Origin of the sequence: Vibrio sp. 10N.247.311.49, from assembly GCF_041467655.1 — a bacterium.
GTDB lineage: Bacteria > Pseudomonadota > Gammaproteobacteria > Enterobacterales > Vibrionaceae > Vibrio > Vibrio crassostreae_C.
Map to the genome: position 1 here is coordinate 111,077 of NZ_JBFSVA010000002.1, position 13,770 is coordinate 124,846.

Consider the following 13,770-nt stretch of genomic DNA (forward strand, 5'->3'; position numbering starts at 1 on the left):
TTCGACCATTAGCACACTTAAATAATTACCCGCTCCAACAGCAGGCCAATTTGCTCAATCTCCACAATTTAGAATAAGACGAACAGAAAACACGATGAACCACACAATAGACTTCAACGGCTTAATCATTGATATCGACGCTCGAACGATTACCAACCAGCAAGGAAACAAAATCACTTTGCGCCCTCGCCTATTAGCAGTGCTCTGCTTGTTATTGGAAAATGTGGGAAGACCGATTTCAAGAGAGCATATTGTTGATGTGTGTTGGGACGGACAACTCTCGTCACCACATGTTCTTGCAAACGTAGTCTATAACCTACGCAATGTGTTCGCGCGATTAAGAGCATCCAACGTCCAGATCATTACCATTAGTAAGTTCGGATATGCGCTATCGATTGAACCCACGTAAAAGGATTTATGCAATCAATGGCGGTGACTAAGATCACCAAAAAACGCCCCATCGAAACGTTTCGATGATCATTATCACACTCTAAAACAATCAAACGTGCAAATGATAAATCAGACACTATTATCACTATCGAAACGTTTCGATGGCTTTTCTTGAGTTGTTCTCAACCCATCAAGCGTTATTTTTCGATAGGTCGTGATATGAAAAAAAGTACTTTAATAAACTCTGAACTCTCTTACCTAGTGGCGACTCTTGGCCACACAGATGAAATCACGATTTGTGACGCGGGCCTGCCGATTCCAGACCACGTAACTCGTATTGATCTTGCTTTGACTCACGGTGTCCCAAGCTTTCAGCAAACGGTAAAAACCATGCTGGATGAATCTCAAATCGAAGGCGTTGTGATTGCAGAAGAGTTTGCGAAAGTAAGCCCAGAGCACCACGCAGCGCTGATTGATTTAATCAAGACAGAAGAAGCACGTTGTGGCAAATCGCTTTCTATTACTTACATCACTCATGAAGAATTCAAACAGCGAACGCATGAAAGCCGCGCGGTAATTCGCACCGGTGAATGCACACCATACGCAAATGTTATTTTCCAAGCTGGCGTAACCTTTTAGCTCAAGCAAAACGCAACGACAGCTCAGTGTCATCACTGAACCAAAAACAATACATAGACAGAATAATCAAATACAACTGGCCCCGAGTAAAGGAACCGACATGACTCAAGCCATTTTAGAACTTAACTCAATTGAGAAAGCCTTCCCTGGTGTTAAAGCACTGGATAAGGCAAGCCTCAACGTTTATCCAGGACGCGTAATGGCGTTAATGGGTGAAAACGGTGCAGGTAAATCAACGCTCATGAAAGTGCTGACAGGTATTTATCACTTGGACGGCGGCACTATCGCCTACCAAGGAAAACCTGCTGCATTTAAAGGGCCACGTGATTCTCAACAAGCAGGCATTAGCATAATTCACCAAGAACTGAATCTAATTCCTGAGTTGACCATCGCCGAGAACATCTTCTTAGGTCGTGAAATCACTGGCACCATGGGTCGTATCTTGTGGAACGAGATGTACCAAGAAGCAGACAAGCTACTTAAACGCCTTAACGTGAAACACAGCTCGAAAACGCCTCTAGGTCAGTTGAGCCTTGGTGAGCAGCAAATGGTAGAGATTGCGAAAGCCCTATCGTTTGAATCTAAAGTCATCATCATGGATGAACCAACCGATGCGCTAACCGATACCGAAACTGAATCTCTGTTTAAGGTGATTAACGAATTGCGCGATGAAGGCTGTGGCATTGTTTACATCTCTCACCGTTTGAAAGAGATCTTCGAGATTTGTGATGACATCACCGTGCTGCGTGACGGTAAGTTCATTGGTCAGTGTGAAGTAAAAGACACCGACGAAGATGGCCTAATCGAAATGATGGTTGGTCGTAAGTTAGACGAACAATATCCACGTATCGGCCAGAGCCATGGTGAAACTTGTCTTGAAGTGATTGGCCTGACGGGTTCTGGTGTTCACGATGTGAGCTTTACGCTAAAACGCGGTGAAATCCTGGGTGTATCTGGCCTAATGGGTGCTGGCCGAACTGAACTGATGAAAGTGATTTACGGTGCCCTTCCAAGTGAACGCGGCGTCATCAACCTAGAAAACAAAACCATCAACCCTATAAGCCCGAAAGACGGCTTGGCCAATGGCATTGCTTACATCTCTGAAGACCGTAAGGGCGATGGCTTAGTGCTCGGGCTTTCAGTGAAAGAGAACATGTCTCTGTGTTCACTGGATCTACTGACTAAGAGTGGCCAAATCCAACATAAAGACGAAGTAATCGCGGTTGATGACTTCATCAAGTTATTTAACATCAAGACCCCGACTCGCGAGCAAATCATCGGCAACCTTTCTGGTGGTAACCAACAGAAAGTAGCTATCGCTAAAGGCTTGATGACCAAACCAAAAGTACTGATTCTCGACGAGCCAACGCGTGGTGTCGATGTCGGTGCGAAGAAAGAAATTTACCAACTCATTAATAAATTTAAAGCCGACGGCATGAGCATCATTTTAGTCTCATCTGAAATGCCAGAAGTGTTAGGAATGAGTGACCGCATCATGGTGATGCATGAAGGCCGTGTAAGCGGTGAATTTGATGCTAAAGAAGCAAACCAAGAATTATTACTGGCGTGTGCGGTCGGTAAAAAGATCAACGAGGACGCAGCATGAGTACTAAAACCATGAGCAAAACAACTGAAGCTCCAAAGAAAAAACCGTTAATCAGCAAAGAGTGGCTGATTGATCAAAAGTCATTGATTGCTTTGCTCTTCCTGATTGTTGTCGTTTCTTTCTTAAACCCGAACTTCTTTACTGTCGACAACATCCTAAACATTCTGCGCCAAACCTCGGTTAACGCAATTATCGCTGTAGGTATGACGCTGGTTATCTTAACCGCGGGTATCGACTTGAGTGTTGGTTCTGTACTGGCGCTTTGTGGTGCGTTCGCAGCCAGCATGATTGGCATGGAAATCCCTGTGATGATCGCAGTACCAACCGCTCTTGTAGCAGGTGCAGCATTAGGTGCGATTAGTGGTGTGATTATCGCTAAGGGTAAGGTTCAAGCCTTCATCGCAACGCTTGTCACCATGACACTACTTCGCGGCGTAACCATGGTTTACACAGATGGTCGTCCTATTTCAACAGGCTTCACAGACACAGCAGACGCATTCGCTTGGTTCGGTACTGGCTACGCAATGGGTGTACCGGTTCCAGTATGGATCATGGTCGTGGTATTCGCAGCAGTATGGTACCTACTTAACCACACACGCTTTGGTCGCTACGTTTACGCACTGGGTGGCAACGAATCAGCAACTCGCCTATCAGGCATCGACGTAGACAAAGTAAAAATCGGTGTTTACGCAATCTGTGGTCTGCTAGCTGCAGTGGCAGGCATCATCGTGGCATCGCGTTTGTCATCTGCTCAACCAACCGCAGGTATGGGTTATGAGCTAGACGCTATCGCAGCCGTAGTTCTTGGCGGGACAAGCTTAGCTGGCGGTCGTGGCCGTATCATGGGCACATTGATTGGTGCTCTGATTATCGGCTTCCTAAACAACGCCCTAAACCTACTAGACGTATCTTCTTACTACCAGATGATTGCAAAAGCAGTGGTTATTCTTCTGGCAGTATTGGTCGACAACAAAAACAAATAAAACCTATTCACACTCTAGGTTAATACAAGTAACACCCTGTTTTACCTTAAAATATTAGAATCTATAAATAATGTAACAACGAGCTAGGACTCACCTCTTAGCTCCCCCTACACAAAGGACTTACACCATGAAAAAATTAGCGACTCTTATTTCTGCTGCTCTTCTTTCTACAACAGTATCTGTGTCTGCACAGGCGCAAGATACAATGGCAATCGTTCTGTCTACATTGAACAACCCATTCTTTGTAACCATGAAAGATGGCGCAGAAGCGAAAGCTGAAGAGCTAGGCTACAAGCTTATCGTTCTGGATTCTCAAAACGACCCAAGCAAAGAGCTGTCGAACATTGAAGATCTAACCATTCGTGGTGTTAAGGCAATCCTGATCAACCCAACAGATTCAGACGCCGTGTCTAACGCAATTCGCATGGCTAACCGTTCAAACATCCCAGTACTAACACTAGACCGTGGTGCAAGCCGTGGTGACGTAGTAAGCCACATCGCTTCTGATAACGTAATCGGTGGTGAAATGGCAGGTCACTTCATCATGGAAAAAGTGGGCGAAAAAGCGAAAGTAATCCAACTTGAAGGTATTGCTGGTACTTCTGCAGCTCGTGAACGTGGTGAAGGCTTCATGAATGCAGTAAACGGCAGCGACCTTGAGCTTCTTGCAAGCCAACCTGCTGATTTCGACCGTACTAAAGGTCTGAACGTAATGGAAAACTTGCTTGCTGCTAACCCAGATGTACAAGCAGTATTTGCTCAAAACGATGAAATGGCACTAGGTGCACTTCGCGCAGTTCAAGCGTCAGGTAAAGAAGTGATGATCGTTGGCTTTGATGGCACAGACGACGGCATCGCTGCTGTTAACCGCGGCCTACTAGGCGCTACAGTTGCACAACAACCTGACCTAATCGGTTCTCTAGGTATCGAAATGGCAGACAAAGTACTGAAAGGCGAAACAGTAGACGAGTACGTACCAGTACCTCTAAAAATCATCGCTAAGTAATCGTTACTAGGTAACGCGATATAAAGCAGGGAGTTCCCTATCTCCCTGCTTTGATTGGCTCGCTGACTCAAACAAAAGCAAACCCCGACAGTGCATCGCTGTTTCTCATTCCGCTCACAAAAGAGAGCGCACTTAACACCATGAGAAAGACCCATGCATTTTCAAATACGATATATCATAAGGCTCGTATCATGACTCAACTGATTGTTTTAGGTAGCGTTAACGCTGACCACGTACTGCAAGTTCCTTCGTTCCCTCGTCCGGGTGAAACCTTGATTGGCGGTAACTATCAGGTCATCCCTGGCGGTAAAGGCGCAAACCAAGCAGTCGCTGCTGCGCGATTAAACGCAGATATCGGCTTCATCGCCTGTGTCGGTGACGACCCATTCGGCATCAACATTCGTCAAGACTTCGCTAAAGACGGCATCAACATCGACGGTGTTATCGTGGCAGACAACACGCCAACTGGCATCGCGATGATACAAGTATCCGCAACGGGTGAAAACAGCATCTGTCTTTCTGCAGAAGCTAATGACAAGCTGACTTGCGACCAAATCGAACCACATCTAGAGAAGATTCGCGGAGCCAAATACCTGCTAACTCAACTTGAAACGCCAATTGAAGGTATTGAGTACGCTGCGAAAGTAGCAAAAGAGAGTGGCACGCAAGTCATTCTAAACCCGGCTCCTGCTCGTCCATTATCGGATTCACTGCTTGCTTGTGTTGACGTGATTACACCGAACGAAACTGAAGCAGAAGTGCTGACAGGCATTACCGTGACGGACAACGCGTCTGCTCATCAGGCTGCGTTGGCTCTGCATGCTAAAGGCATAGAAACGGTAATGATCACGCTAGGCGCGAAAGGCGTGTGGGTGAGTCATCGCGGTCAAGGCAATGAAGCCAGCGAAGGTGAATTAATCGCAGGTTTCCGTGTTGAAGCAACAGATACAACTGCCGCAGGTGACACCTTTAACGGCGCGTTGGTGACAGGCTTGCTTGAAGATATGCCACTTGAGCGTGCGATTAAATTTGCTCATGCTGCAGCTGCTATCTCTGTGACACGCTTTGGTGCTCAAACGTCGATTCCAAGCCGTGCTGAAACCGATGCGTTTTTGGCAGAGCAACTGTCTGCTTAGTTTGATACCTATTTGAAGGCCTAACTTCTGAGCTAAACCGTGGTTAACGGATGTTAGCCTTCAAATTCGGTAACAACAAATAACAAGAATAAGCCCCTGTTTTCAGGCAGAATATCGCCCAACGTGGAAGGTTATTCCCACAAGGATTTTTTATGGCAACAATGAAAGACATCGCACGGCTCGCAAAGGTTTCGACTTCTACCGTGAGCCACGTGATCAACAAATCACGCTTTGTCAGTGAAGAGATTGCTGAGCGTGTTAACAGTGCGGCTAAAGAACTCAACTATGCGCCTTCTGCATTGGCTCGCAGCTTGAAAATGAAGCAAACCAAAACCTTGGGAATGCTAGTGACCACATCCACCAACCCATTCTTTGGCGAAGTGGTAAAAGGTGTGGAACGTCGTTGCTACGAAAAAGGCTACAACCTTATCTTGTGTAACACCGAAGGCGATAGCGAACGCATGAAATCCTCTATCGATACCTTGCTGCAAAAGCGAGTCGATGGCCTGATGCTAATGTGTTCTACCCTTGAAGGCGAACATATCGATGTATTCGAGCGCTACCCAGAGTTACCTGTCGTGGTAATGGACTGGGGTCCCATGCTGTTCGCAAGTGATAAAATCCAAGACAACTCGCATCAAGGTGGCTACATGGCAACCAAACACCTGATCGATAATGGTCACTCGGATATTGGCTGTATTACTGGCCCACTGCATCGCAACCAAGCCTCTTCTCGTTATCAAGGCTATAAACAAGCAATGGAAGAAGCGAATTTAGAGATCAACCCTAAGTGGATTGTTGAATCAAACTTCGAATGTGATGGTGGCTTTGATTCTTACCAAACATTAAAAGCTCGTGGTCAAATGCCTTCGGCCTTGTTCGTCAGTAACGACATGATGGCGATGGGTGTGATTCATGCGGCAGCTCAAGATGGCACATTGATTCCAAATGACCTGTCTATCATTGGCTACGATGACATCCACTTATCTAAGTACATGACACCCGCTTTAAGCACAATCCACCAGCCAAAGCACCGTTTAGGCAAAGCGGCGGTCGATACCCTGCTAAGCCGACTACAAACGCCAGACGCCTACCCGCAAGTCGTTGAACTAGAACCGACTCTTGTAGAGCGAAGCAGCGTAAAAGCGCTTTAATACTCGCCACACTCATCACACCGTTGAAAGCTAGCTTATTGAGCTAGCTTTTTTGTCTTTGAAACATAATAACGCCGCTTAATCGCCCCTAAAATGCCGTTAATATGCGAAACTTACACGCTAAAGTATGTATTTACGCACTTAGCGACTAATGATCATCTACACTAACAGTGAATAACAACGACATGGAGAGCGCTGTTTTATGATCGCGGGTTGGTTTGACAATATATCCCTACAGAAAAAGCTATTAGTCAGCTTTTTGATTCCTATCGCTTTGATGCTTATCGTGGCTTTTTCTGTCCATGAAAACACCCGAACGGTTGTAAAAGATAATAATTGGGTTGTACACACACATAAAGCCATCGCTCGGGCTCAAGAACTTCTCAGCTTAACAGTCGACATAGAAACGGCTGAACGTGGTTACTTGATCACGGGTGATCCTGTTTTTTTAGAACCCTACCATTTAGCTCTTGATGTATGGCCTCAAAAACTCCAAACCCTTGCGAATCAAGTGAGTGATAACCCACCTCAAGTAGAACGCCTATATAGAATCGATGATATTCATAAAACATGGCTGAAACAGTCTGGAGAGAAAGAGATCAATCAACGCAGCCTTGTCAATAAAGGCGAAGCTGAAATACAAAGTGTCATCGACCTCACTCAGCAGCAAACCGGAAAAAAATTGATTGACGAGATCCGCCAAGAGATTGCTCAATTCATTGAAATTGAACAAAAACTTATTGTTACCAGGGTCGAAAAATCGGAGAACTCAGCCAATCAAACCAGCTACATATTAATCCTCGGAACACTGTTTTCCGTGTTCATATCACTCCTTGTTGCTGCGTGGGCGTCAAAGCGTATTAATCGAAGATTACACACCCTACTTGAGGCCACTAACCAAGTTGCCGCTGGCCATTTGGATCAAGGTGCTGCAACTCTGGAATTGAGTTCGAATATAAACACCCAAGACGAAATCGCTCATCTCAAACAAAGCTTTCAAAAAATGACAGACAATTTGATCAGTAATGACAATGAAATGCGAGTGAAAAATCAGGAGCTAATAGCAGAACGAACCAAAGCTGAAGCCGCAGTAAAAGCTAAGGGCGATTTTCTGTCTACCATGAGCCACGAGATCAGAACGCCAATGAACGGCGTTCTTGGAATATCTCAAATCATTGCAAGCCAGACCCAAGAACCCGAAACAAAAGAGAACATCAACATCATTCTCGATTCTGGTCACCACTTGATGACAATACTCAACGACGTTCTCGACTTCTCAAAAGTCGAAGAAAACAAGCTTGAGCTAGATGTGGCACCCTTTAATTTTGTTCAAGTCATGCAGCCTGTATGCAGCGCTCTAAAACCCTTAGCCGATGAAAAAGGCATTCGCCTGTTGATCGAAAATAACATACCGAAAAACATCCAACTCGTCGGAGACTGTGCAAGGCTACGTCAAATCATGTTCAACTTGGGCGGCAATGCGACCAAATTCACCAAAGAAGGTCATGTGTCCATTCAAGCTGACCTCAATCGCCCCAACAATCAACTGATTCTGACCGTGACAGACACCGGAGTTGGTATCCCGAAAGATAAGCACGAACAGGTATTCAATTCGTTCGAACAAGCAGACACTTCCACAACAAGGAAGTTTGGCGGAACAGGGCTTGGCCTCGCAATCGTCAAGAACCTAGTCAACCTCATGAATGGAGAAATCACATTAACCAGTGCTGTTGGGCTTGGCACAAAATTCCAAGTCTCTCTGCCTATCACATGGCAAGAAAGCAAAGCGAAAGACATCGCAACCCATACAGTCGATGCAGAAACTCTCAGTTATGACTCGTTAAGTATCCTGTTGGTGGAAGATAACCGTATTAATGCCATTGTTGCACAGGGCTTTTGTGAAAAGCTCGGCCATCATGTCGATCATGCAGAGAACGGAAAACTAGCAATTGAACGCCTCAAAACCACTCAATATGACCTTATCTTGATGGACAATCATATGCCTGAAATGAACGGGGTCGAGACAACAAATTACATCCGCGAAAAGCTGAAACTCGATACCTTGATATTCGCTTATACGGCCGATGTATTCCGTGAGGCGCATGACAACTTCATTCAAGCCGGTGTCGACCATATTCTGACCAAGCCTCTGCAGCAAGAGAGTTTCTTCGACGCCCTACAACAGTTCTCAAGTCGATTACCGAAACAAACCGCAGCCGAAGGTTCGAGTGAGAATGAAAATATTGTCGAGCTTCATCGTAAGCCTATTGAAACGCTGAGGTTAACGGAAGAAGAGATCAGCCACTCAGAAGTGATACACATACTGAAAGACGACACGGAAGGGTTCAGCTTACTCATCGACTCAACCATTATTGAGTTCGAACAGTCGGTTGATCGTGTCATCGAATACTATTTAGATAAAGAATTAGAGCCACTTTGTCGCACCCTGCACTCCATTAAAGGCATGTCACTAAACTTAGGCCTTAACATGCTTTCTAAGCAGGCATTGGAACTAGAAGTCAAAGCCAAAAATCAACAATTGCCGGATATTGAACGACTGCAAAAACTGCTCAATCGCCTTATGGTCAATATCCATCAAGCTCAGCGGATGAAAAACGCCCATTCAGTCGAGCATCTGAATCAAATGAACGATCAAGCTTAAGAACGCTTCGTTCCCAAGCTAAAACGCAAGGCTTAATCACCTTGCGTTTTTCGATCTTATACCGCGCTAGTCTCTGTTCTAGCGATTTAACGGTTTAACGGTTTAACGGTTTAACAGGGCGGTTATTTGCTGGATCTCATCTTCGACATCAATACCATTATATTGCGGCGCAATCGAGAGATCTTGAATACTCACAGTTTCTACAGATTGCTTGTCGTTGAGCTGAAGCATTAAGTCACCCTTTGGTGAATAGGTTCTACTGCTACCACAATAAGTCGCGGCAAACGCATCAACCACATCCTGCCCAACGCGATTACACGTCACGACATGACACCCCTCTTCTAAAGCTCTCGCTTGAGCAATAGCAAAGCTATGATGACCACCAAAATTCGCGGGATGTAGAATAACGTCGACCGACTGATACGCCCTCATGATCTCCGAGAACCAAATATCAAAGCAAATCGCGACACCAAACTTTAAGCCTTTGTGCTCAAACGAGAGGCGTTCCTCCCCTCTCGAGAAATACTGCTTATCGAATTTGGTTTGACTGATTTTTCTATATTTGTGTCGTAAACCGGAAGCATCCACAACCACGACGCTGTTGTAATATTGGCCGCTATCTTTCTCGGCAATACCAGCAACAATCAAGGTGTGATGCTTCGCTGCAAGCTGCGTTAATGAATCAATAGTACTGCTGTCGGCGAAGTCTTCAGCCAATTCATGAATTTCTTCAGCCTCATTAAAAATATACCCAGTAGTGAACAGTTCAGGCAGTAAAGTAATATCGCCAACTGACGGCTCCGCTTGCAAAAGATCAGAGACCGAATCTATATTCTTTTGTTTGTTTTTGTATTCAACTTCAAGCTGAATAAGCGTGATACTGACATTATTCAAAATCGAATCCTTGCTAGGTAAAACTTCAAGCTGTAATGCTTCAAGCTAGAGACTAAGAACTAAGAACGAAAGAGTAAGGCAATCCCCTATCGCTTTCTTATTCGCCCGCCAAAGGTTGAAGCAGGTGCACAGTCCTGTACGTATTTTAAACCTGCCTACGGCGCTAATTAAGGCTCTGGTAAAACGGGAGGCGTGCTGTCCATATAGGTTAAGAAATTCACCCACACCTCATGCGTGCGCTGCTTGGTTAACGTCATCTTGCAGGAAAGCGCCATAACCCCTCGAATAGAACCTTCACGCCATTGGGTGTACACAGAATCACAATGTGCTGTCATGTACGCCTGCCAGCTCTCCTGAGCCTTCTTAATTGACGCCACCAGCTCAGCATCATAAGCATTGTGCTCAAAGCTGGCTGCAAGGTATTTATCCAGTTCCGCTTGTGCAGATTCCAACTCAATTGCCGCACAGTGATTGATCTCGATGGTATTCATCGCATTCTCGCAATCAACAACACCTTCGTAGGCCAACGCAGAGAATGAGAAGCACACCGCTATGAGTGCCGATATCAGTTTTGTCATAATCATCCTTTATGCTGCCACCACCAAAACGAATCGTGTCGTGACTTTATTTATTTAAACGTGGCTCAATATTTAGCTCATTCAGCTCATTCAGCTCATTCAGCCAGAGCAAATAACAATAAAATTTATCAGGATATAAGCATTTGTTATCCGCATAAATCATCAAAAATGACGCCTCGCCAACTCAAATAAATGAGATAACGCTCAGATTTTGCTGGTAAAACTAGAAAACATATTATTTATATCAATAATTCGTGCCTGCATTCACAATATTAATTATTTATATTGCTACGTAATCGTTAACTTTATAAATTAAATCGAATGCTCACATAAATCGGTAACGCTTCTCCAACTATGGATATCAAGTACAAAAACATTGCCAAGACTTCATTTTACTTTGCCATTTCTTTCTTTTTTTCCATGGCAATGCTCATTCCTTTTACACCGCATCACTACCAAACATTAACCGAAGACACATCAAGGTTAGTCGAAACCAGGTTAGAAGGGATCCAATCAAGGTTCGACCGTTTTTTATCTGAAGTTAGACCTGAACAGTCATGCGACGCGATCGTTAGACAGCTTCGACAAAACGTTTTTGAAGCCGATTGGGTAAAAGAAGCAGCGGTATTCAATAAACAGAACCGATTTTACTGTTCAACCACCGATGGTGACGTTTCATTTCGCCTATACAGCACCATCAGGCAGCGACTCAATGACGACCCGAATTTAACAACCCTGTCGTATTCCAACTCGGCCATCACGCAAGTTCAGTCCATCATGCTCATTTTCTCGAACAAAGAAGATGCCGGAGTGAGCCTGATGATTCCGCCACACTTCATCTATGACCTTGTTGAAACAAACCTGAGCAGCCATGGAATACAGGCCAAAGTTGAAGTGATCAAAAGAGATATCCACCCTACCGATATTGACTCATCAATCGCCAAGGTGCGGATACAATCAAACACCTACCCATTGACCATCACCTCATACATTGGGTATCAGTTTTATCTTCACTTCATGTTGAGTTATTTATGGTTTGGCTTTTTGATGGCCGGAATCACCACCATTATTCTCCTTTCCATCAAGCATAAAAAGCAGAGCCAACGCAGCTTAGAATATTCGCTTTCAAGTGCGCTAAAAAACCAGCACCTTCATGTTCACATGCAGCCTATCGTTAACCAAAACACCAACGAGATCGTCGGCTGTGAGTCATTATTGCGATGGAACGACCCAATTGAAGGTAACGTCTCCCCGGCTATTTTCATCCCGCTTGCTGAAAGCTTAGGCTTAATTGAGGAGCTAACCTACTTCGTGCTGCGCAAAGTATTAATGACGTTGAAAAGCAATCAAGATGTGTTCGACTCAAAGTACATCAGCGTCAACATCAGCCGCAACGTAGTGTCTAACAGTAACTTCTCTAACAAGGTGATCAGCATCTTTAAAAGACACCCTGAGATTCTCAAACAGGTAGTTTTTGAAGTAACCGAATATGGTGAATGTTCTGATGCCGACATGGTCAAAATTAGAGACAACCTAACCAAGCTATCGAACAGGGGCGTCAGAGTCGCGATTGATGATTTTGGTACAGGCTACGCAGGGTTAGATTTCGTAAGACAGTTCCCGTTCAGCATTCTCAAAATCGATCGCGTGTTTGTGAAAAACATATCCGACGAATCCAGCTTTGGTCTCCCTTTGCTAGAGTCCATGCTTCAACTATCACGCTCCTTAGGCATGCAAGTCATCGTCGAAGGTGTCGAGTATGAATCCCAAGTGAAAATCTTATCTAAGCTCGGTGTCGACTATATCCAAGGCTTCTATTTTTATAAGCCGATGCCGATAAACCTGACTGTCAGCTTACTCAGGCAGCAGCATTTTGAGTCCGATAACGTTGAGGAATCATCCTTTTCAACACCAAAATGTGAGCAGCTTTAAACAGGTTCGATGGGATAAGCGCTGAAGATACAGTTCAGAATAATGCTTAGTACAACGCGTCACTTTAGCTTACGGTACGTTTCCCCACTCTTACACCCAGGCAGGCTTTTACCATATTTGTGACTTAAATTATCGACGCGTGTTTTGGTTGGTTTTATGACTACTCGTAATCGCTAGTATGCTATCAGCGTGATTTTTGTTCCAATCATTCTTTTCGTTAATGTCTTTTTTATCAACAAAGACCCAGTGAGACATACACTCTACACACAATACCAAACACATCACAACGCAGCATGTAACATATGCAACAAGCAACTAATTCGTGACCATCAACAAGATAATACCGTATCATGTGCGTGATTAAATTAACCTAGGAATCAATCACATGGAAAATACTGAAGTAATTAATACGGGGCTCTCAGAGAAGGACAAAAATGCAAAAACTCATGCCATCATCGCGTATGCGTTAATGCTATTAGGCTTCTTTACTGGTATTAGTTTTCTTGCAGGTGGTATTTGGGGCATCGTTAAAAAGTCCGATGCTCAAGGGACTGTCTTTGCGGATCACTACGACAACATCACCAAAACATTCTTTGTTTCGATTGTGCTTACTATCATTGGCGCTCTAACAGCCGTTTTTGTTATTGGCTATGTTGTTCTTCTTGTTGCCGCGATCTACACGCTTTGGAAGTTGATTGCTGGTTTAGCAAAAATTACTTCAGACAAGAGTTTTAATTAATATGAAAAGATGCGAAGCCGCAGCTTTAAAGCGACGGCTTCACATCTTCGT

General features: G+C 44.5%; 12 protein-coding genes. 10 read left to right on the plus strand and 2 right to left on the minus strand.

Annotated features, from left to right (window positions below; all coding sequences use genetic code 11):
* The first annotated feature begins 94 nt into the window (after nt 1-94).
* From AB6E54_RS03285 to AB6E54_RS03320, 8 genes are all read left to right on the plus strand, one after another.
* Nucleotides 95-409 carry a winged helix-turn-helix domain-containing protein gene (locus AB6E54_RS03285; RefSeq protein ID WP_017060852.1) on the plus strand — a complete coding sequence of 105 codons (315 nt, stop codon included), beginning with the start codon at nt 95-97 and terminating at the stop codon, nt 407-409.
* Nucleotides 410-609: 200 nt separating this feature from the next.
* Nucleotides 610-1,029 (plus strand): D-ribose pyranase, encoded by a 420-nt coding sequence (gene rbsD, locus AB6E54_RS03290; protein ID WP_017060853.1) that lies wholly within the window; start codon nt 610-612, stop codon nt 1,027-1,029.
* A 100-nt stretch (nt 1,030-1,129) separates the two neighbouring features.
* Complete coding sequence (rbsA, locus tag AB6E54_RS03295) at nt 1,130-2,635, plus strand: ribose ABC transporter ATP-binding protein RbsA (RefSeq protein ID WP_372105970.1); 1,506 nt, start codon at nt 1,130-1,132, stop codon at nt 2,633-2,635.
* On the plus strand, nt 2,632-3,618 hold the full coding sequence (gene rbsC / locus AB6E54_RS03300) for a ribose ABC transporter permease (RefSeq protein ID WP_017060855.1): 987 nt from the start codon (nt 2,632-2,634) through the stop codon (nt 3,616-3,618). Before rbsA ends, rbsC begins: the two co-directional genes overlap by 4 nt.
* Before the next feature lie 127 nt (nt 3,619-3,745).
* Nucleotides 3,746-4,624: a ribose ABC transporter substrate-binding protein RbsB gene (gene rbsB, locus AB6E54_RS03305; RefSeq protein ID WP_017060856.1), complete on the plus strand. Its 879-nt coding sequence runs from the start codon at nt 3,746-3,748 to the stop codon at nt 4,622-4,624.
* Between the two features lie 191 nt (nt 4,625-4,815).
* Nucleotides 4,816-5,760: a ribokinase gene (gene rbsK, locus AB6E54_RS03310; protein WP_017064747.1), complete on the plus strand. Its 945-nt coding sequence runs from the start codon at nt 4,816-4,818 to the stop codon at nt 5,758-5,760.
* Between the two features lie 152 nt (nt 5,761-5,912).
* Nucleotides 5,913-6,914: a substrate-binding domain-containing protein gene (locus AB6E54_RS03315; RefSeq protein ID WP_372105968.1), complete on the plus strand. Its 1,002-nt coding sequence runs from the start codon at nt 5,913-5,915 to the stop codon at nt 6,912-6,914.
* Between the two features lie 202 nt (nt 6,915-7,116).
* The gene (locus AB6E54_RS03320) at nt 7,117-9,576 is read left to right on the plus strand and encodes a CHASE3 domain-containing protein (protein WP_372105966.1); all 2,460 of its coding nucleotides are present in this window, start codon (nt 7,117-7,119) and stop codon (nt 9,574-9,576) included.
* A 102-nt stretch (nt 9,577-9,678) separates the two neighbouring features.
* Here AB6E54_RS03320 and AB6E54_RS03325 read toward each other — a convergent pair whose 3' ends face one another.
* Nucleotides 9,679-10,470, minus strand: a complete 792-nt coding sequence (locus AB6E54_RS03325; protein ID WP_372105964.1) for a carbon-nitrogen hydrolase family protein — start codon at nt 10,468-10,470, stop codon at nt 9,679-9,681.
* A gap of 167 nt (nt 10,471-10,637) precedes the next feature.
* Entirely contained in the window at nt 10,638-11,048 is a 411-nt protein-coding gene (locus AB6E54_RS03330; protein WP_017067713.1) for a lysozyme inhibitor LprI family protein, read from the minus strand.
* A gap of 354 nt (nt 11,049-11,402) precedes the next feature.
* Between AB6E54_RS03330 and AB6E54_RS03335 the strand changes: the two genes are divergently transcribed.
* Both AB6E54_RS03335 and AB6E54_RS03340 read left to right on the plus strand, forming a co-directional pair.
* Nucleotides 11,403-12,980, plus strand: a complete 1,578-nt coding sequence (locus AB6E54_RS03335) for an EAL domain-containing protein (protein WP_372105962.1) — start codon at nt 11,403-11,405, stop codon at nt 12,978-12,980.
* 385 nt (nt 12,981-13,365) lie between these two features.
* Entirely contained in the window at nt 13,366-13,719 is a 354-nt protein-coding gene (locus AB6E54_RS03340) for a membrane protein (RefSeq protein WP_017068500.1), read from the plus strand.
* The last annotated feature ends 51 nt before the right edge of the window (nt 13,720-13,770 follow it).

Excerpts from the sequence above, each read along its gene's own strand:
- AB6E54_RS03285 (WP_017060852.1), top strand. The coding sequence starts at position 95 with ATGAACCACACAATAGACTTCAACGGCTTAATCATTGATATCGACGCT.
- rbsD (WP_017060853.1), top strand. The coding sequence starts at position 610 with ATGAAAAAAAGTACTTTAATAAACTCTGAACTCTCTTACCTAGTGGCG.
- rbsA (WP_372105970.1), top strand. The coding sequence starts at position 1,130 with ATGACTCAAGCCATTTTAGAACTTAACTCAATTGAGAAAGCCTTCCCT.
- rbsC (WP_017060855.1), top strand. The coding sequence starts at position 2,632 with ATGAGTACTAAAACCATGAGCAAAACAACTGAAGCTCCAAAGAAAAAA.
- rbsB (WP_017060856.1), top strand. The coding sequence starts at position 3,746 with ATGAAAAAATTAGCGACTCTTATTTCTGCTGCTCTTCTTTCTACAACA.
- rbsK (WP_017064747.1), top strand. The coding sequence starts at position 4,816 with ATGACTCAACTGATTGTTTTAGGTAGCGTTAACGCTGACCACGTACTG.
- AB6E54_RS03315 (WP_372105968.1), top strand. The coding sequence starts at position 5,913 with ATGGCAACAATGAAAGACATCGCACGGCTCGCAAAGGTTTCGACTTCT.
- AB6E54_RS03320 (WP_372105966.1), top strand. The coding sequence starts at position 7,117 with ATGATCGCGGGTTGGTTTGACAATATATCCCTACAGAAAAAGCTATTA.
- AB6E54_RS03330 (WP_017067713.1), bottom strand. The coding sequence starts at position 11,048 with ATGACAAAACTGATATCGGCACTCATAGCGGTGTGCTTCTCATTCTCT.
- AB6E54_RS03335 (WP_372105962.1), top strand. The coding sequence starts at position 11,403 with ATGGATATCAAGTACAAAAACATTGCCAAGACTTCATTTTACTTTGCC.
- AB6E54_RS03340 (WP_017068500.1), top strand. The coding sequence starts at position 13,366 with ATGGAAAATACTGAAGTAATTAATACGGGGCTCTCAGAGAAGGACAAA.